Genomic DNA, 17,027 nt, shown 5'->3' with positions numbered 1-17,027 from the left:
ACAACGCGGCAATGGCGGCTTGTCGATCTCCAATCTGGAAACCTTTTTATGAGTCCTATCTGGCCAGAGGCCTGGCAAAAACCCAAGCCCTGGTCATCCTCGCGCGCAAGCTGTGCCGGGTGGCATTCGCTCTCATGAAAAACCAGAGCGAATACCAGCCGAATTTAAGGCTGCAGGGTTCCCCTGCAACATAGAATCTCCCACATTCTTCGTGTGCCGGACTGGAAATAAGATGCTGCCCCTAGCACTATGTCCACCTCCCGCGAGTGCCAGGAATTCCCGCCATGCCCGACGACATCCACTATTACGAACCCGCCAACGGCCACGGCCTGCCCCACGATCCGTTCAACGCGATCGTCGGTCCGCGTCCCATCGGCTGGATCTCTTCACAGGATGCCAACGGCCATTTGAACCTGGCGCCTTACAGTTTCTTCAACGCCTTCAACTACATTCCGCCGATCATTGGTTTTTCCAGCATCGGGCGCAAAGACAGCCTGAATAACATCGAGCAGACCGGCGAATTCGCCTGGAACCTCGCCACTCGCCCACTGGCCGAGCAGATGAATCAGAGCTGCGCCATGGTCGCGCCGCAGGTGAACGAATTCGAGTTATCCGGGCTGACCCCGGTTGCCTCGAAAATCATTCAGGTGCCGCGAGTCGCCGAAAGCCCGGTGTCCTTCGAGTGCAAGGTCACGCAGATCATTCAGTTGCAGCGGGCGGACGGGAATGTGGTGCCGAGCTGGCTGATCCTCGGCGAAGTGGTCGCCGTGCATATCGCCAAGTGGCTGTTGAAAGATGGGGTGTACGACACCGCCGCGGCAGAACCGATTCTGCGCGGCGGTGGGCCGGCGGATTATTTTCAGCTGGGGCCTGAGGCATTGTTCAAGATGTACCGCCCAGGGGCGGTGAAGTAATTACCAGATCAGGTCGCCGTCTTCGCTGACACCCTTTAGGTGAGTCAGCTGCAGGGCGGCGGCTTCGTCCGCTTCTTTGGCGGTCTTGAAGATCTGTTCTTCCAGCAGTTTGTTGAAGCGAGGCACACCCGAGCCGCCGATGGCTTTGGTGGCGATTGCCGCGTAATACCCGCCTTCACGGGGGACTACGGCCGATACCGCTTCGAAGGTTTCAAAGGCTTTGCGTGCCATGTCGCGCATCCTGGCTAGTTGAGAATGCTGCCATTAAACCCTCAACCGGCCAGTTTGTGTACCGCCGCCCCGGACTGGCTGAGCGCCTGCGCTGCCGAGACATCCTTGAAGGTATGGAAATCGAGGCTGTTGACCACCAATTCCTGGACCAGCTCGGCAAAAATTTCCATGGACGGGGTACTGAAGTACGCGGTCATGGCCTGCTGGTTGACCCAGAAACCGGACACCAGCCACAGCTCTGGATCGCATTGCGAATGCTGCAAGGCAAAGTTCAGGCAACCCGGCGCGGCGCGGGACGGCTCGATCAGCGCACTCAGGCGCACACCGAGTTCTTGCGAGCGCCCGGCGCGCGCTCGGACGAAGGCCATATGACTGACGGGGATCTGCTTGGACATGTTCAACCCTCCCGGGGAGTCGCGTGGCAGCCTGGGACGGGCTGCGACAGGATCAAAGGTTAAGGGCCACTGCGCTTGGGCCGTTAGTCGATTCCTGCCGCTGTGTTGCACGATTCTGCGAGAGTGCTTTCGCCACCTGTAACAATGTGTGAAATGTGTGCCCTGTAGGAGCTGCCGCAGGCTGCGATCTTTTGATCTTGAAACAAAATCAAAAGATCGCAGCCTGCGGCAGCTCCTACGGGGTTCGTTGCTGGCCGGGGCACTGAGCATATGCAGGGATAGAAGCCACCCTGTGCAGAATCAGGCAAGCATGAGGCAGGATGTGTCTACCGCTTCGACTTGCACAAACATATGCTCTGCCCCATCACTCCTGTTTTTCCGAGGATGCCTCGCATGTCGTCATTCGATCACTTTCAAGCCCCGCTGGACGCCGACATGGAAAAGCAGCGCGCGGAGCTGGCGGCGATCATTCGTCGCAACACCGCCGAGGATGGCAGTTATGCCACCGCAGTCGGTTCGCTATTCATGTCACGCCACAGCCAGAACCACGAGTTCGCCCCGGTGCTCGCGCAACCGGCGTTGTGCATCATGGCCCAGGGCCGCAAGGAAGTTCGGCTGGCCGACGAGTTCTTCAATTACGACCCGCTTAATTACCTGGTGGTGTCCGTCTCGATGCCGCTCAGTGGGCGGGTGGTGGATGTTTCGCCCGAAGAACCGATCCTGGCCGTGCGGCTGGATATCGACCCGGCGGAAATCACCGCTTTGATCGCCGATGCCGGTCCTCTCGGCGTGCCTACCCGACCAACAGGGCGCGGGCTGTATGTCGAACGGCTCGACAGCGCCATGCTCGATGCGGTGCTGCGCCTGGCGCGATTGCTCGATACACCGAAAGACATCGCCATGCTGGCGCCGCTGATTCGTCGGGAAATTCTCTATCGCCTGCTGCGCAGCAAACAGGGTCATCGGCTATACGAAATCGCCATCGCCAACAGTCAGAGCCATCGCATCAGCCAGGCGATCAAATGGCTCAACGGTAACTTCGAGCAGCCACTGCGCATCGATGACCTGGCGAAGGAAGTGAACCTGAGCGTGTCGACCTTGCATCACCGTTTCAAGGCGATGACGGCGATGAGTCCATTGCAGTATCAGAAGCAATTGCGCCTGCAAGAGGCGCGGCGCCTGATGCTGGCGGAAGGGTTGGAGGCTTCGGCGGCGGGGTATCGGGTCGGGTATGAAAGCCCTTCGCAATTCAGCCGGGAGTACAGCCGGTTGTTCGGGGCGCCGCCGTTAAGGGATTTGGCGCGGTTGCGGTTGTCGGTGTAATCGAGCATTTGGTGTGTGGCTGATGGCCTCATCGCTGGCGAGCCAGCTCCCTCAGGTCTGTGAGCGCCACAGATCACTGTGGGAGCTGGCTTGCCAGCGATGGGGCCAGCAAAGCCAACATCAAATCCGGATCAGGCCCCCAGAACCCGACAAGCCTCCACCGGCAACGTCACCGACACCGGATGCCCAATGCTCAAGCCAATCCCCTGACACGGCGTGCTCAACGCCGTAAACGACACCCCGGAACACTCCACCGTGGTCTCAATCGTCGCGCCGATATCCCGCACGAACGTCACTTTGCCCAACAACCGGTTACCCGCCGTCGCCTGCGGAGCTGACAGTTGCAGGTCCTCGGGGCGAATCAGCATCTTCACTTTTTCCCCGACCACAATGCTGCTGCAAATCGGCACTTGCAGCGCATCGCCGCCCGGCAGGCTGACCTTGCCGTTGCCCAGCGCCGTGGCCGGGAAGATGTTGCCCGAGCCGATGAAGTCCGCGACGAATTCATTGGCCGGGTGCCGATAGATTTCAATCGGCGTGCCCACCTGCTGCACCTTGTGCTCACCCAATACGACGACGATATCAGCCATGGTCATGGCTTCACGCTGATCGTGGGTCACCATGATGGTGGTGATGTTCAGGCGCTGTTGCAGCTGACGGATTTCCACCTGCATTGACTCGCGCAACTTGGCATCCAACGCCGACAGCGGCTCGTCGAGCAAGAGGATTTTCGGGTGCGAAGCAATTGCGCGGGCAATCGCCACGCGCTGACGTTGGCCACCCGAGAGTTTGGCCACCGGACGATTGATCATCGCTTGCAGCTGGATCAGTTCCAGCAACTCCACCACCCGCGCCTGCTGGTCAGCCTTGCTCACGCCACGCAGTTTCAGCGGATAGGCGATGTTCTCGCCCACGGTCATGTGCGGGAACAGCGCCAGCGACTGAAACACCATGCCGAAATTACGCAGGTGCGCCGGGGTGTGGCCGATGTCCTCGCCGTCCAGGCGAATCTCGCCGCCGCTCAGGGTTTCCAGGCCCGCGATCATCCGCAACAACGTGGTTTTGCCGCAGCCCGACGGGCCGAGGAAACACACCAGTTTGCCCTCGGGCAAATGCAGGTTCACATCTTTTACCGCGCAGGCCGAGCCGTAATGTTTCTCGACGTTTTCCAGAATCAGACCAGACATAAGCATCACCTCAAGAAATCAGAACGAAACGCCACCTTCACCGACCAGCTTCTCCAGCGCCCAAATCAGGACGAAGTCGATCAGCACGATCAGCACGGCAAACGAAAATACGGTTGGGTCGAGCGAAGACACGGTGCGGCTGTACATCCAGATCGGCACGGTCATGACGTCGATGGTGTAGAGAAAGTAGGTCACGGTGAATTCGTTGAACGAGACGATGAACGCCAGCAGCATCCCCGCCAGAATCCCCGACTTCATCAACGGCACCACCACATCGACGATCGCCCGTAGCGGTGAAGCGCCGAGCATTTGCGCGGCCTCTTCGACTTCGCTGCCGATGGAGAGCATGGCCGCCGTGCAGTTCTTCACCACGAACGGCAACGCCAGGATCACGTGGGCAATTACCAGTCGCGAGGTGGTCATCTGGAATGGCAAGCTGTCGAACACCAGCAACAACGCCAGACCCAATACCACCATCGGAAACACCAATGGCAGCGACATCAATTGCAGCGCTACGGCTTTGCCACGGAACTCGCACCGGGTCAGCGCGTAAGCCGCCGGCACCGCGATCAACGTGGCAAAAACCATGGTCAGGCACGCCACCATCAGGCTGGTGGTCATGGCTTTGCCCAGGCTCAGCACGTCGCTGGAATCCGGCGAAACGAAGGTGTGCCAGGCGGCTTTGTACCATTGCAGGCTGTAGCTGCTCGGCGGGAAGTCGAGGTTCGACGCGCCGCTGAAGGACATCACGATCATGGTCAGGATCGGCAGCACCGCCAACAACAGGATGAAGCCCGAAAGGATGCCGGCGAACTTGCCGGTGTCACCCGGCAACAGCGAGTGGCGCTTCTTGGTCAGGGTACTCATTGCGAAGCCTCCAGCATGCGCCGACGACGGCCGGTTATGTATTCGGACAAGGTCATGATTGCGAGGGTGGTGACGATCAACACCACACCGGCGGCGGACGCAGCCGGCCAGTTCATCAGCGGGGCGATCTGGTCATGCACCATTACCGCCAGCATCGGCACGCGACGGCCGCCAAGCAGCAACGGCACCACGAAACTGCTGGCGTTGTAGGCGAACACCAACGTCGCGCCAGTGATGATCCCCGGCAGACTCATCGGCAACACCACTTGGCGGAACACCTGCAAGCGACTGGCGCCGAGGGTGGCGGCGGCTTCTTCGTAGGTGCGGGCAACGCCGCGCATGGCGCTGGCAATGGGCAGCACGGCTAGCGGGAACGCGGTTTGCACCAGCCCCATCAACACGCCGTTCTGGTTGTACAGCAGCATGATCGGACGCTTGATCAGACCCAAGCCCATCAGCGCCTGATTGAGCATCCCGCCCGGGCCGAGAATCACCAGCCAGCCGTAGCTTTGCAGCAGCAGGTTGACCAGCAACGGCAACAGCACCGCCGCGAGGAAAATCCGCCGCACAAACGGCGAAGTCAGGCGCGACATGGTGTAGGCCACCGGGATCGCCAGGATCACCGCGATCACCGCGCTGATCAGCGCCAGGCGCAGGGTCAGCAGCAGGGATTTGAGGTAATAGGGTTCCAGTAATTGCGCGTAGCTGGCCAGGCTGAACCCGGTCCATTCCGCGCCCTTGGTGCCCACGCTCATGCGCAGGACCAGCAGGCTGGCGGCAATCAACACGCCGAGAAACAGCATCGACGGCGTGAGGAAAAACCAGGCACGTGCGGTCGGCGAAACACCCCGAATCGGGCGCGACTCAGCGGCGCTGACCGAATGGGTCAAAGGTTGGTGTTCCATAGCAAAGGTCTCGTCAATGGAAGATCTAAAGCTGTAAACCCTCCCCCTGTAGGAGCTGCCGAAGGCTGCGATCTTTTGATCTTGATCTTTAAAAACAAGATCAAAAGATCGCAGCCTTCGGCAGCTCCTACAGGGGGTGTGGGTCAGGAAGAAAAGATTTCCGTGTAGCGACGAATCCATTGGTCATGCACGGTGGCCAGGAAGGCGTTGTCGTGCATGATCGCCTTCTCGGCAATCTGTTCCGGCGTGAGGATGTACGGGCTCTTGCGCGCTTCGGCGGAGATGATCGCCTTGGCGTTGACGGGGCCGTTGTAGATGTCTTCAGCCATCTTGCCCTGCACCAGCGGGTCCAGAGAGTGGTTGATGAAGGCGTAGGCCAGGTCGGTGTCGCCCGGACGATTCTTCGGCATCACCGAGAGCATCAGGTCGGTGTAGAAACCTTCCTTCATGCCGAAGGTGGCGCCCAGACCGTAGGCCGGATCGCGGATCTGTTTCGGGAAGAAGGCCGGCGCGTACAAACCGCCCATGTCCAGGGAGCCGGTGCGGAACAGCTCGGCGATCTGGTTCGGGTTTTCGCCCAGAGTGACGACGCGATCTTTCAGCTCGGCGAGTTTCTTGAAGCCCGGTTCGATGTTGTGCTCGTCACCACCGGCCAGCTTGGCGGCGATGATGATCAGGTCCATGGCCTCGGTCCAGTTCGGCGGCGGCAGGAAGATGTTCGGCGACAGGTCAGCGTCCCACAGGGCGGCGTAGCTGTTCGGCGCTTCCTTGATGGTGCGGGTGCTGTAGACCAGGCTGTTGCACCAGAGCAGGTAACCGATGCCATGACCGTTGGCGCCGGTACGGTATTTCTCAGGCACATCGACGATGTTGGGAATGCGGTTGAGGTCGGGTTTCTCCAGCAGGTTGGCGGCGGCCAGACCTTCGGCGCCGACGCCTGCCAGGGTGATGATGTCGTACTGCGGACGATCACCGCCGGCCTTGAGTTTGGCGACCATTTCCGAAGTGCTGCCGGTGCGGTCAGCGATGACCTTGCAACCGTACTTGTCTTCGAACGTCGCGGCGATGTTGCGCAGTGCAGCCAGGCCGGTGTCATCGGACCAAGTCAACAGTCGCAGGGTCTTGCCCTGAAAGCGCGTGTCGCTGGCATTGGCCTTGACGAACGGCAGGCTCATGGCCGCCGCGGCAACCGAGGCTACGCCTACGGTCTTGATGAATTGTCGTCTGTTCAGATCATGCTCGCCCATTACGGACTCCCTTTGTTTTTGTAGGTATAAGGCAGGTCGAAACTGTTGCATCCGCGCGGTTGGATCAGCGTTAGCTCTCGTATTTTCGGGGGCTTGGCTGAACCAGTGAGTTCATCCTGAGGTCGTGCAAAACACCTGACTATCGATAAAAACTCATCGAAGCCATGACGCTAACGCATGCCTCATCGCGAGGCATGCGCTCACCTTTTTCGTGCCGTCAGACAGCCCGAATCACGTGTTTGATTTCCTGGAAAGCCTGCAAGCCCCACGGACCCAATTCGCGGCCGATGCTGCTCTGTTTGTAACCACCCCAGGCGGTTTGCGGGAAGATCACCTGCGGCGCGTTGATCCACACAAGCCCCGCCTGCAAAGCGTTGGCGACGCGATCCGCCGCTTCGGCATTGCACGTCACCACGCTGGCCACCAGACCGAACTGGCTGTCGTTAGCCAACGCAATCGCCTCCGCTTCAGAGGCAAAACGGCGTACGCAAATCACCGGGCCGAAAATCTCTTCGCACCACAGCGCACTGTCGAGGGGCACGTCGGTGAAAACCGTCGGCTGCAAAAAATATCCGCGGGGCAGATTCGCCGGACGATTACCGCCGCACACCAGTTTGGCGCCGGCACTCAAACCACGGTCGATGTGGCCGAGCACGCGCTGGTACTGCGCCTGATTGACCAGCGCGCCCATTTCCACGTCCGGGTCGAACGGGTCGGCGACGCGAATCGCTTCAGCACGGGCCTTTACGCGAGCGATGAACTCATCGAACAATTCATCGGCGACTAGCACGCGGCTGGTGGCAGAACACATCTGCCCGGCGTTGAAGAAACCGCCGCCGCAAGCCACTTCCACCGCCAGGTCGAGATCGGCATCCGCCAGAACCAGCAACGAGGATTTTCCGCCCAGTTCCAGGCTCACACCTTTGACAGTTTCCGCCGCGCGTTGCATGACCTGCACACCCACCGCGTTGCTGCCGGTGAAGGAAATCTTGGCGATGCGTGGGTCCGCCGACAACGGCGCACCCACCGCCAGACCTGTGCCGCAGACCAGGTTGAACACACCATCAGGCAGTCCGGCCTCGGCGATGATCGCCGCCAGTTCCAGCTCCGGTAGAGGTGTCACTTCAGAAGGCTTGAGCACCACGCAGCAACCGGCAGCCAGGGCCGGGGCGAGTTTCCAAGCGGTGGTGACCATCGGGAAATTCCACGGCACGATCAGGCCGACCACACCGCACGGTTCGCGGCGCAGGCGCGCGCTGAAATCATCGGACGGCAACTCGACATGGCTGTCCTGTTTCGCGTCCAGGCCTTCAGCCAGACCGGCGTAATACTCGAACGTGGCGATCACGTCGTCGACGTCGATGGCCGCTTCGAACAGTGGCTTGCCGTTGTTGCTCGACTGCAAATGCATCAATTGTTCGCGACCGGCCTGCACGCCCGCAGCGATCTTGCGCAGAATTGCGCCGCGCTCGGCACCGCTGGTTTTCGACCAGTCAGTGAAGGCCTTGGTCGCCGCACTGACGGCTTGATCAACCGCTCGCTCATCACCGCCCACGACGGTGGTCAACAGCGCTTCGGTGGCCGGGTTGATCACGCGCAGATGCTCGTTGCCCGCCGACCATTGGCCGTTGATGTAGAGGCCATCGAGTGTCGTTGGAAAGTTCATTTCGACACCGCCTGAGTCCACAGGGTCTGATCGATTTCAATCAAGGTCGGGCCTTGGCGATCCGAGGCGACACGCAATGCACCGCGCAGTTGATCGACATCGCTGACCGCTTCGGCGGCGCAGCCCAAGGCTTTGGCCACACCGATGAAGTCCGGGGTGTAGATGTCCACGCCGACCGGCTCTATGGCGCGGTTGACCATGTATTTCTTGATCTCTTCGTAGCCCTGGTTATTCCACAGCAGCACGATCACCGGCGCGCGCGCTTCAACCGCGCTGGCCAGTTCCGGCAGGGTGAATTGCAGACCGCCATCGCCGATCAGGCACACCACCGGAGGACGCGCACCGCTCTCGACGCTGCCACCGAGCCAGGCACCAATCGCGGCTGGCAAGGCGTAGCCGAGGGTGCCGTAACCGGTGGACGAGTTGAACCAGCGACGCGGGCGCTCCGGGTTGAAAGTCAGGTTGCCGGTGTACACCGGTTGGGTCGAATCACCGACGAATACCGCGTTCGGCAATTCGTGCAGCACGGTTTCCAGGAAGCGGGTCTGGGCCAGGGTTGGCGCGTCCCAGTTCGCGGCCAGTTCTTCAAGCAAACGGGCGGCACGCACCTGGCCCCAATCGTTGCGGCGTTCGGCCAGGGATTTGTGCGACAACGCGCTGAGCAAGGCTTGCGCAGCGTTGCGCGAATCGGACACCAGCGCCACGTGCGGCGGGTAGTTGCGCACGGTTTGATCCGGGTCGATGTCAACGCGCAGCAGCTTGCCGGGAATCTCGAAACCACCGGCGAAGGTGACGTCGTAATCGGTCTCGGCCAGTTCAGTACCGATGGCCAACACCACATCGGCCTCGGCGACCAGTGCGCGGGTGGCGACCAGGCTTTGGGTCGAACCGATCAGCAGCGGATGAGCGGATTCGAGCATGCCTTTGGCGTTGATGGTCAGCGCCACCGGAGCATCCAGCAACTCGGCCAGTTCGGTCAGCTCGGCGGCGGCATCGATCGCACCGCCACCGGCGAGAATCAGCGGACGCTTGGCGCCGGCCAGCAACTCAGTCATGCGCGACACGGCAGTCGGCGAAGCACCGGCGCGTTCGATGTTGACCGGGACGCTGCTGAGCAGGTCATCGGCTTCTTCAACCAGCACGTCCAGCGGAATTTCGATGTGTACCGGGCGTGGACGACCGGCCTGGAACAGCGCGAACGCACGGGCCAGCACACCCGGCAATTCCGAGGCCGACATCAGGGTGTGGGAGAACGCCGCGACGCCACCGACCAGTGCGCTCTGATTTGGCAGCTCGTGGAGTTTGCCGCGACCGCCGCCCAATTGGTTGCGAGTCTGCACGCTGGAGATCACCAGCATCGGGATCGAGTCGGCGTAGGCCTGGCCCATCGCCGTGGTGATGTTGGTCATGCCTGGGCCGGTGATGATGAAGCACACGCCCGGTTTGCCGCTGGTGCGAGCGTAGCCGTCGGCCATGAAACCGGCGCCTTGTTCGTGACGCGGCGTGACGTGGTTGATGCTCGAACGGGCCAGCCCGCGATACAGCTCCACGGTGTGAACCCCGGGAATGCCGAACACCTGCTCGACCCCGTAATCTTCGAGTAACTTGACCAATACTTCGCCGCACGTCGCCATGTCTTTGCCCTTCTTGTTCGTTTGAGACGCCGGGCCTGCGCTGTGTTTATGATGAGCGGGCAGGTCCAGGGATGGCCTCATTGGAACGGGCGACACGTAGCCTCAACAATGGATAAAAAGTCATACTAGCCATGTCCTCACGTCATACCTTGGATCTCAATGAAACGACTGCCTCCCCTGCCGGCGCTGCACACTTTTCTGATTACCGCGCAGTGCTGCAACTTCACCCGGGCCGCCGAGCAACTGCACATCACCCAAGGCGCCGTGAGCCGGCAGATCGCCGGGCTGGAAGATCATTTGGGTTATGAACTGTTCATTCGCCAGGCCCGTGGCCTGGATCTCACCGCCGAGGGACGCGAGTGGCTGCCGCGGGTGCAGCAGATTTTCGGCCTGATCGACGAGGCCGTGGAGCAGATCGGCGAGAAACGCGAAACCCTGCAACTCAAGGCCCCGACGTGCGTCATGCGTTGGCTGTTGCCACGGTTGTTGCAGTGGCAAAAAGAACGCCCGGACGTGCCGGTGGAACTGACCACCACGGTCAAGCACGGCGTGGATTTTCATCGCGAACAGTTCGATGCGGCGGTGATGTACGGTGCGCCGCCGGACGGTTCATTGGTCTCGCAAAAATTGTTCGATGAGCTGCTGACGCCGGTGTGTTCCAGGCCGATGCTCGAAAGTTCGGTGCCGCTGCAATCGCCGCAAGATCTGGAGCAGCACATGCTGCTGCACCCGACCCGGGACGAGCGGGACTGGAAAGCCTGGCTGGCCACGGCGGATGTTCGCTTGAGCAATGTGAGCAAGGGTCAGCATTTCGAAACGCTGGATCTGGCGATGTCGATGGCGTCCCAGGGGACGGGTGTGGCGATTGGGGACTGGTCGTTGATTGGCGACGATCTGAGTGCCGGGCGGCTGGTCATGCCGTTTGAATTGAAGGTGAAAACCGGGTTGGCGTATTACCTGGTGTTCCCGGAGAAACCCGGGCCTTCGGCGAAGTTGCGTGAGTTGATGGGGTGGTTGGTGGAGCAGGCGCAGAGTCGCTGAAACCTTGAAAAGCATCGCCAGCAAGCCGGGTCCTACAAAGATTTTCGTCGTGACGACGATCCTGTGGGAGCTGGCTTGCCAGCGATGATTTGCGTTACGACATCAATATCCGACTGTGAATCGTTGGCGAGAATGCTGCGGTGACTCGATTTCATCGAGCATCGCGAGGGCGTAATCGGCAAACGTAATCCAGCTACGCCCTTCGCTACTCACCAGTAAATCATCTTTGCCGACGCGAAATTTCTCAGTGCGCTCGCCTTCGACAAACTCCGCCGATGGCGACAGAAAAGTCCAGTCCAAGTCCTGCTCCTGACGCAGGTGTTCAAGAAACTCAGCACCGGCACCCGCTTCTGCCTTGTACTCCTCCGGAAAGCCTTTGCTGTCGATCACCCGCGTGCCATCCGGCAACAACAGCGACCCGGCACCGCCCACCACCAGCAAGCGATTGACCCCGGCCTTCTTCACCGGCCCGATGACAGCGCTGGCGGGCAGCGTCGAGAAATGCGCGGCGCTGATCACCACATCATGACCCTCGATTGCTGCTTGCAACGCAACGGCATCGAGGGCATCGACGTTCTGGCTGACCACACCGTTACGCTGGCCGATCTTCGACGTATCACGAGCGATGGCAGTGACGCTGTGTCCGCGACGCAGGGCTTCTTCCAGCAGTTGGCTACCGGCACGACCGGTAGCACCGATGATTGCGATTTTGCTCATGACGTTCTCCAGTTGGATGGGTTGAATCTGTAACGGCAAAGTTGCTTTTGTGGCGAGGGAGCTTGCTCCCGCTGGAGTGCGAAGCGCTCCCCTGCACGGTGTCAGGCAAGCCGCACTTGCAGGTTTTGCGACTGCTTCGCAGCCGAGCGGGAGCAAGCTCCCTCGCCACAGGTAATTCGGTGGTCAGGAAGACTCATTCGCCCCACTTCATCTCGCCCTTGGCGACTTTGGCGCTCAGTTCCAAAGAGCTTTCTTCACCCAGCGTCGGGAAGCGTTTTTTCATTGCGGCGATCAGTGCAGCGGAATCCTTGGCCTGGGCGGTTTCTTCATCGAAGGCCTTGATGTAACCAGCGGTGAATTTCACCGGCGCCAAGGTCCAGGCGCTCTCGCCAAGGTAATGACCCGGCACGACGGTGTTCGGTTTCAGGGTTTCGATCGAGTGCAGCGTCGCCAACCAATCGGCATGGGATTGCGGGGTCTGGGTGTCGGCCATCCACACGTGAATGTTTTCTGCCACCACCACGCCACCGACCACGGCCTTGATCGATGGTATCCACACGAAGCTGCGATCCGGTTGTTTACCCTCGAGACCGATCACCTGCAATTTCTGCCCTTCGAGCATCAGGCTGTCGCCCTTGAGCACGTCCGGCACGATGGTTTTGGCCGGAATATCCGCACCCATTTTCGGGCCCCAAAACGCCAGTTTGCCGTCGACGGTTTGCTTGATGTGATCGACGGTCGGCTGCGAGGCCAGCACTTTGGCCTTGGGGAACGCAGCGGTCAGGGTGTCGAGGCCGAAGTAGTAATCCGGGTCGCCATGGCTGATGTAGATGGTGGTCAGTTGCTTGCCGCTGGCGCGGATTTTTTCCACCACCTGTACGGCCTGGGATTTGCCGAATTGGGCATCTACCAGAATCGCCTCTTTTTCGCCGCTGACCAGCACCGACGTCACCGGAAATATCGCTTTGTCGCCGGGATTGTAGACATCCAGGGTCAATGTCGACGCGGCGGCGTGGGCGGCGAAACCGAGGGCGGTGGTCGCCAGCAAAACGCGCTTGAGAGTGGTGAAACCGATCATCTATTGCTCCTTGGTTGAAATATGTTTTTCGTAGGAGCCGGCTTGCTGGCGATGGCCTTTAACGAAAACCCATGCCTACCGGGAAAACTCGGTGCCTGCGACACCATCGCCGGCAAGCCGGCTCCTACAGAAGATGGAGCAGAGCTTAGTTGCCTCGATCAGTACAAAAAATGCGATGCTTGAACATAGTTTGTTTCTGAAATCGGGCAGATCATGGATCGTCTACAAGCAATGCGCGTGTTCGTCACAGTGGTGGACCTCGGCAGTCAGTCGGCCGCCGCCGATCATCTGGAACTGTCGCGACCAGTGGTTTCACGGTATCTGGCGGAACTGGAAGACTGGGTCGGCGCGCGACTGATGCACCGCACCACTCGCAAGTTGAGCCTCACCGCCGCGGGCAGCGAAACCCTGCCGCGCTGTCGGCAAATGCTCGATTTATCCACCGATATGCAAGCGGCTGTCAGCGAACCGGATGACGCACCCCGCGGCCAGCTGCGGATCAGCGTCAGCACCTCGTTCGGCCAGGCGCAACTGGCCGATGCCGTGGCGGCGTACGTCAAGCGCTACCCCGGCGTCAGCATCGACCTGCAGATGCTCGACCGCACGGTGAACCTGGTGGATGAACGCATCGACCTGGCGATTCGCACCAGCAATGACTTGGACCCCAATTTGATCGCCCGTCGACTGACGGTCTGCCGTTCGGTGATCTGCGCCTCCCCCGACTACCTGCGCGAGCATCCGACGCCGCAACAGGTCGAGGACTTGAGCCAGCACAATTGCCTGACCCACTCCTACTTCGGCAAAAGCCTGTGGCATTTCGAGCAGGACGGCGAACAGGTTTCGGTGCCGGTGCAGGGCAACATCAGCGCCAATGAAGCCAGCACGCTGTTGCGAGCGGCGTTGGCCGGTGCCGGCGTGGCGATGCTGCCGACGTATCAGGCGGGCGTGCACATCCACAGCGGCGAGTTGATCCGGCTGCTGCCGCAAGCCGAACCGCGACAGATGAACGTGTATGCGGTGTACGCCTCGCGCAAGCACATGCCGGCGGCGCTGCGCAGTCTGCTGGATTTTTTGGTGGTGAGATTTCCGCAAGAACCGGAGTGGGATATCGGCCTGTAACACTGCCCCGTGTAGGAGCTGGCTTGCCAGCGATCGCGGATTGTCAGTCAGAATCAATGTTGAATGTGACAACGCCATCGCTAGCAAGCCAGTTCCTACAAGGGTTCATCAGTGTTTTGAATACCGCGTTATCGCTGGCAACTCACCCGCGCTGACCTATGCTCAAGGTAGTACCGCAAGGTATTCGTTCAGAGGTCAACGCCATGGACATCAAAACAAGAAGGTACCTCGCCATTTTCATCACCTGTGCGGTGACGCTCGGGTTGTATGGCGCGGCGGCGTGGCGCGTAGAGCAGTTGCGAAACCTGCCCCGTGAGTACGCCAGCTGCAACTTCGAGCGTTGCATTCCACACAACGCGACCCTCAACGCCCTCCGCTGACGAAGGGGTCAGGCCTGGCTGTCCTGATCGGCCTTCAGGCGATCGCGAAAGGCTTTGGGCGAGATGCCCACCCGGCGCCGGAACAGGCGCGTGAAGTTGGTCGGATCCGAGAAACCCAACACATCCGACATTTCGTAAATGGTCATGCTGGTATAGGTCAGCAGGCGCTTGGCCTCCAGCAACTGACGCTCGTGCATGATCTGCAACGCCGGTTGCCCCGCCAGCTCGCGGCAGGTGCCGTTGAGGTGGGACACGGAAATCCCCAGTCGATGGGCCAGGTCCTCGACCTTGACGTGCTGGCGATACGTCTCTTCCACCAGTTGAATGAAGCCGTTGAGGTATTCCCGCGCTCGCTGCGGTCGCTGACTGGCGGCGCGACGTTGAATCACCTGGCGACTGACCCACACCATGATCACGCTGACCAACGAATGCATGAGCATTTCCCGCGCGGGTTGGTGGCCGGTGTACTCGGTTTGCAGGGCGGAAAACAGACTATTGAGGTACTCGCTGTCCTTGTCCGCTGGATAGCTTTCGGCCTGGGCCAAGGCGTTCACCGAGTTGCCCAATTGCGCCTGAAGATGGGCGACCAGCGGCGCGGCCAGGGTCACGACAAACCCTTCGACATCCACGGAAAATCGATAACCATGCACCGATAATGGCGGTAAAACCAGAATGGCGGGTTCAGTCAGTTGCGTGCGTTTGCCTTCGATTTCAAGCTCGGCCTGTCCTTTGAATACGAAGAGCAACTGACACAAATCGGCGTGGCGATGCGGTTTGATTTCCCATTGATGTTCGCGACTGCGTTTGGAAATGGTTTCACAGTGCAGCAAGTCCGGGGTTGGCCAATCCAGGCTTTCACCGTAGAGCTTGAACACCGGAATCGAAGGCAGGTCAGGCTTGTTCATCACTTCAATCCAGGTCTCGGAGTAGATGACGGGCGATAATCGCACCGATTGGCAAAATGTACAGGTATCGGCTCAGTTTTCACCTTCAATTGACAGACCCGCAAGTGAAAAATGCAAGCACTCGATCCATAAAAATCATTCACCGGCCCTGGTCGCGTGAAGCTTGCGAGTCATAAAAACAATGAAAACGCTGAAAACCCAAGTCGCCATTATTGGTGCCGGTCCCTCCGGTCTGCTGCTCGGCCAGCTGCTGCACAACGCCGGTATCGACACCCTCATTCTCGAACGCCAGACTCCGGACTATGTGCTCGGACGCATCCGTGCAGGTGTACTCGAACAAGGCATGGTAGAGCTGTTGCGCCAGGCCGGTGTCGGTCAGCGCATGGACGCCGAAGGGTTGGTCCACGGCGGCTTCGAACTGGCCCTCGGCGGGCGTCAGGTGCACATCGATTTGCAAGCCCTCACCGGTGGCAAAACGGTGATGATCTACGGCCAGACCGAAGTGACCCGCGACCTGATGGCCGCTCGTCAGGTCGCCGGTGCACAGACGATTTACCAGGCAAGTGATGTCGTGCCCCACGGAATGAAAACCGATGAACCGTTTGTCACCTTTGAAAAGGACGGCGAGCTGTATCGCCTCGATTGCGATTACATCGCCGGGTGCGACGGTTTCCATGGCGTCGCTCGACAATCGATTCCCGCCGAGAGCCTGAAAATCTTCGAACGGGTCTATCCGTTCGGCTGGCTGGGGATTCTCGCCGACACCCCTCCCGTTCACGAAGAGCTGGTCTACGCCCGCCATGAGCGCGGTTTCGCCCTGTGCAGCATGCGCTCGGAAACCCGCACTCGCTATTACGTGCAAGTGCCGGCAGACGAAAAGGTTGAGAACTGGTCCGATCAGCGTTTCTGGGATGAACTCAAATCCCGTCTGCCGCAAGCGTTGGCGGACAAACTGGTAACCGGGCCTTCCATCGAAAAAAGCATCGCGCCGCTGCGCAGTTTCGTGGTCGAGCCGATGCAGTACGGACGGATGTTCCTGGTCGGCGACGCCGCGCACATTGTCCCGCCCACTGGCGCCAAGGGGCTGAACCTGGCGGCCAGCGACGTCAGTACGCTGTTCAATATCCTGCTCAAGGTTTACCGCGAAAATCGCGTCGATTTGCTGGAGAAATACTCCGAAATCTGCCTGCGTCGGGTGTGGAAAGCCGAGCGGTTTTCCTGGTGGATGACCTCGATGCTGCACCGTTTCGACGATCACGATGCCTTCAGCCAGCGTATCGCCGAGTCGGAACTGGATTACTTTGTCGACTCCGAGGCCGGCAGAAAAACCATTGCGGAAAATTACGTCGGCCTTCCTTATGAGGCTATCGAATAGCTTCCTACCGACTTACACTGGCGAGCATCCCCGCTCGCCCATG

General features: G+C 60.0%; 17 protein-coding genes and 1 pseudogene. 7 read left to right on the top strand and 11 right to left on the bottom strand.

Annotation, left to right across the window (positions count from 1 at the left end; genetic code table 11):
* Together KGB21_RS11950 and KGB21_RS11945 are read left to right on the top strand one after the other, a co-directional pair.
* A pseudogene (locus KGB21_RS11950) lies at window positions 1-194 on the top strand (IS110 family transposase); the annotation flags it as partial.
* A gap of 90 nt (window positions 195-284) precedes the next feature.
* Window positions 285-914 carry a flavin reductase family protein gene (locus tag KGB21_RS11945; protein ID WP_034149070.1) on the top strand — a complete coding sequence of 210 codons (630 nt, stop codon included), beginning with the start codon at window positions 285-287 and terminating at the stop codon, window positions 912-914.
* Here KGB21_RS11945 and KGB21_RS11940 read toward each other — a convergent pair whose 3' ends face one another.
* Both KGB21_RS11940 and KGB21_RS11935 read right to left on the bottom strand, forming a co-directional pair.
* The gene (locus tag KGB21_RS11940; RefSeq protein WP_223505215.1) at window positions 915-1,145 is read right to left on the bottom strand and encodes a hypothetical protein; all 231 of its coding nucleotides are present in this window, start codon (window positions 1,143-1,145) and stop codon (window positions 915-917) included.
* Window positions 1,146-1,186: 41 nt separating this feature from the next.
* Window positions 1,187-1,540, bottom strand: a complete 354-nt coding sequence (locus KGB21_RS11935) for a putative quinol monooxygenase (protein WP_034149068.1) — start codon at window positions 1,538-1,540, stop codon at window positions 1,187-1,189.
* A 393-nt stretch (window positions 1,541-1,933) separates the two neighbouring features.
* Between KGB21_RS11935 and KGB21_RS11930 the strand changes: the two genes are divergently transcribed.
* Window positions 1,934-2,863 (top strand): AraC family transcriptional regulator, encoded by a 930-nt coding sequence (locus KGB21_RS11930; RefSeq protein WP_034149067.1) that lies wholly within the window; start codon window positions 1,934-1,936, stop codon window positions 2,861-2,863.
* Between the two features lie 131 nt (window positions 2,864-2,994).
* Here the strand turns inward: KGB21_RS11930 and KGB21_RS11925 are convergent, their stop codons facing one another.
* The 6 genes from KGB21_RS11925 to KGB21_RS11900 form a co-directional block, all read right to left on the bottom strand.
* Window positions 2,995-4,050 carry an ABC transporter ATP-binding protein gene (locus tag KGB21_RS11925; RefSeq protein ID WP_223505214.1) on the bottom strand — a complete coding sequence of 352 codons (1,056 nt, stop codon included), beginning with the start codon at window positions 4,048-4,050 and terminating at the stop codon, window positions 2,995-2,997.
* A gap of 18 nt (window positions 4,051-4,068) precedes the next feature.
* Complete coding sequence (locus KGB21_RS11920; RefSeq protein WP_034149065.1) at window positions 4,069-4,917, bottom strand: ABC transporter permease; 849 nt, start codon at window positions 4,915-4,917, stop codon at window positions 4,069-4,071.
* A complete protein-coding gene (locus KGB21_RS11915; protein WP_034149064.1) occupies window positions 4,914-5,822 on the bottom strand; it encodes an ABC transporter permease in 909 nt (302 codons plus the stop codon). The genes KGB21_RS11920 and KGB21_RS11915 overlap by 4 nt, the downstream gene beginning before the upstream one ends.
* Before the next feature lie 143 nt (window positions 5,823-5,965).
* The gene (locus KGB21_RS11910) at window positions 5,966-7,069 is read right to left on the bottom strand and encodes an extracellular solute-binding protein (protein WP_034149063.1); all 1,104 of its coding nucleotides are present in this window, start codon (window positions 7,067-7,069) and stop codon (window positions 5,966-5,968) included.
* 217 nt (window positions 7,070-7,286) lie between these two features.
* Window positions 7,287-8,735, bottom strand: coding sequence for an aldehyde dehydrogenase family protein (locus tag KGB21_RS11905; protein WP_223505213.1), 1,449 nt, complete (start codon window positions 8,733-8,735; stop codon window positions 7,287-7,289).
* Window positions 8,732-10,369 (bottom strand): 5-guanidino-2-oxopentanoate decarboxylase, encoded by a 1,638-nt coding sequence (locus KGB21_RS11900; RefSeq protein WP_223505212.1) that lies wholly within the window; start codon window positions 10,367-10,369, stop codon window positions 8,732-8,734. The genes KGB21_RS11905 and KGB21_RS11900 overlap by 4 nt, the downstream gene beginning before the upstream one ends.
* Window positions 10,370-10,528: 159 nt before the next feature.
* On the opposite strand from KGB21_RS11900, the gene KGB21_RS11895 reads away from it, so the two are divergent.
* Window positions 10,529-11,410 carry a LysR substrate-binding domain-containing protein gene (locus KGB21_RS11895; RefSeq protein WP_223505211.1) on the top strand — a complete coding sequence of 294 codons (882 nt, stop codon included), beginning with the start codon at window positions 10,529-10,531 and terminating at the stop codon, window positions 11,408-11,410.
* A gap of 102 nt (window positions 11,411-11,512) precedes the next feature.
* Here KGB21_RS11895 and KGB21_RS11890 read toward each other — a convergent pair whose 3' ends face one another.
* Window positions 11,513-12,127: an NAD(P)-dependent oxidoreductase gene (locus tag KGB21_RS11890; RefSeq protein WP_223505210.1), complete on the bottom strand. Its 615-nt coding sequence runs from the start codon at window positions 12,125-12,127 to the stop codon at window positions 11,513-11,515.
* Between the two features lie 193 nt (window positions 12,128-12,320).
* Complete coding sequence (locus KGB21_RS11885; RefSeq protein WP_223505209.1) at window positions 12,321-13,205, bottom strand: MBL fold metallo-hydrolase; 885 nt, start codon at window positions 13,203-13,205, stop codon at window positions 12,321-12,323.
* Window positions 13,206-13,418: 213 nt separating this feature from the next.
* Between KGB21_RS11885 and KGB21_RS11880 the strand changes: the two genes are divergently transcribed.
* Window positions 13,419-14,324: a LysR family transcriptional regulator gene (locus KGB21_RS11880; RefSeq protein WP_223505208.1), complete on the top strand. Its 906-nt coding sequence runs from the start codon at window positions 13,419-13,421 to the stop codon at window positions 14,322-14,324.
* 203 nt (window positions 14,325-14,527) lie between these two features.
* The gene (locus KGB21_RS11875; protein WP_223505207.1) at window positions 14,528-14,704 is read left to right on the top strand and encodes a hypothetical protein; all 177 of its coding nucleotides are present in this window, start codon (window positions 14,528-14,530) and stop codon (window positions 14,702-14,704) included.
* Between the two features lie 8 nt (window positions 14,705-14,712).
* Here KGB21_RS11875 and KGB21_RS11870 read toward each other — a convergent pair whose 3' ends face one another.
* Window positions 14,713-15,609: a helix-turn-helix domain-containing protein gene (locus KGB21_RS11870; protein ID WP_223505206.1), complete on the bottom strand. Its 897-nt coding sequence runs from the start codon at window positions 15,607-15,609 to the stop codon at window positions 14,713-14,715.
* A gap of 190 nt (window positions 15,610-15,799) precedes the next feature.
* Here KGB21_RS11870 and pobA point away from each other — a divergent pair, with 190 nt between their 5' ends.
* Window positions 15,800-16,984: a 4-hydroxybenzoate 3-monooxygenase gene (gene pobA / locus KGB21_RS11865; RefSeq protein ID WP_223505218.1), complete on the top strand. Its 1,185-nt coding sequence runs from the start codon at window positions 15,800-15,802 to the stop codon at window positions 16,982-16,984.
* Window positions 16,985-17,027 lie beyond the last annotated feature (43 nt).

Origin of the sequence: Pseudomonas sp. GL-RE-29 (assembly GCF_019947275.1) — a bacterium.
Taxonomy (GTDB): domain Bacteria; phylum Pseudomonadota; class Gammaproteobacteria; order Pseudomonadales; family Pseudomonadaceae; genus Aquipseudomonas; species Aquipseudomonas fluorescens_A.
Note: the sequence above shows the minus strand (reverse complement) of the source record. Positions and strands in the feature narration are given on the sequence as shown.

Bases quoted from the DNA above. Each gene is read 5' to 3' on its own strand.
- KGB21_RS11940 (WP_223505215.1), bottom strand. From the start codon at position 1,145: ATGGCACGCAAAGCCTTTGAAACCTTCGAAGCGGTATCGGCCGTAGTC.
- KGB21_RS11905 (WP_223505213.1), bottom strand. From the start codon at position 8,735: ATGAACTTTCCAACGACACTCGATGGCCTCTACATCAACGGCCAATGG.
- KGB21_RS11920 (WP_034149065.1), bottom strand. From the start codon at position 4,917: ATGAGTACCCTGACCAAGAAGCGCCACTCGCTGTTGCCGGGTGACACC.
- KGB21_RS11880 (WP_223505208.1), top strand. From the start codon at position 13,419: ATGGATCGTCTACAAGCAATGCGCGTGTTCGTCACAGTGGTGGACCTC.
- KGB21_RS11895 (WP_223505211.1), top strand. From the start codon at position 10,529: ATGAAACGACTGCCTCCCCTGCCGGCGCTGCACACTTTTCTGATTACC.
- KGB21_RS11945 (WP_034149070.1), top strand. From the start codon at position 285: ATGCCCGACGACATCCACTATTACGAACCCGCCAACGGCCACGGCCTG.
- KGB21_RS11870 (WP_223505206.1), bottom strand. From the start codon at position 15,609: ATGAACAAGCCTGACCTGCCTTCGATTCCGGTGTTCAAGCTCTACGGT.
- KGB21_RS11915 (WP_034149064.1), bottom strand. From the start codon at position 5,822: ATGGAACACCAACCTTTGACCCATTCGGTCAGCGCCGCTGAGTCGCGC.
- KGB21_RS11890 (WP_223505210.1), bottom strand. From the start codon at position 12,127: ATGAGCAAAATCGCAATCATCGGTGCTACCGGTCGTGCCGGTAGCCAA.
- KGB21_RS11935 (WP_034149068.1), bottom strand. From the start codon at position 1,540: ATGTCCAAGCAGATCCCCGTCAGTCATATGGCCTTCGTCCGAGCGCGC.
- KGB21_RS11910 (WP_034149063.1), bottom strand. From the start codon at position 7,069: ATGGGCGAGCATGATCTGAACAGACGACAATTCATCAAGACCGTAGGC.
- KGB21_RS11930 (WP_034149067.1), top strand. From the start codon at position 1,934: ATGTCGTCATTCGATCACTTTCAAGCCCCGCTGGACGCCGACATGGAA.
- KGB21_RS11900 (WP_223505212.1), bottom strand. From the start codon at position 10,369: ATGGCGACGTGCGGCGAAGTATTGGTCAAGTTACTCGAAGATTACGGG.
- KGB21_RS11925 (WP_223505214.1), bottom strand. From the start codon at position 4,050: ATGTCTGGTCTGATTCTGGAAAACGTCGAGAAACATTACGGCTCGGCC.
- KGB21_RS11875 (WP_223505207.1), top strand. From the start codon at position 14,528: ATGGACATCAAAACAAGAAGGTACCTCGCCATTTTCATCACCTGTGCG.
- KGB21_RS11885 (WP_223505209.1), bottom strand. From the start codon at position 13,205: ATGATCGGTTTCACCACTCTCAAGCGCGTTTTGCTGGCGACCACCGCC.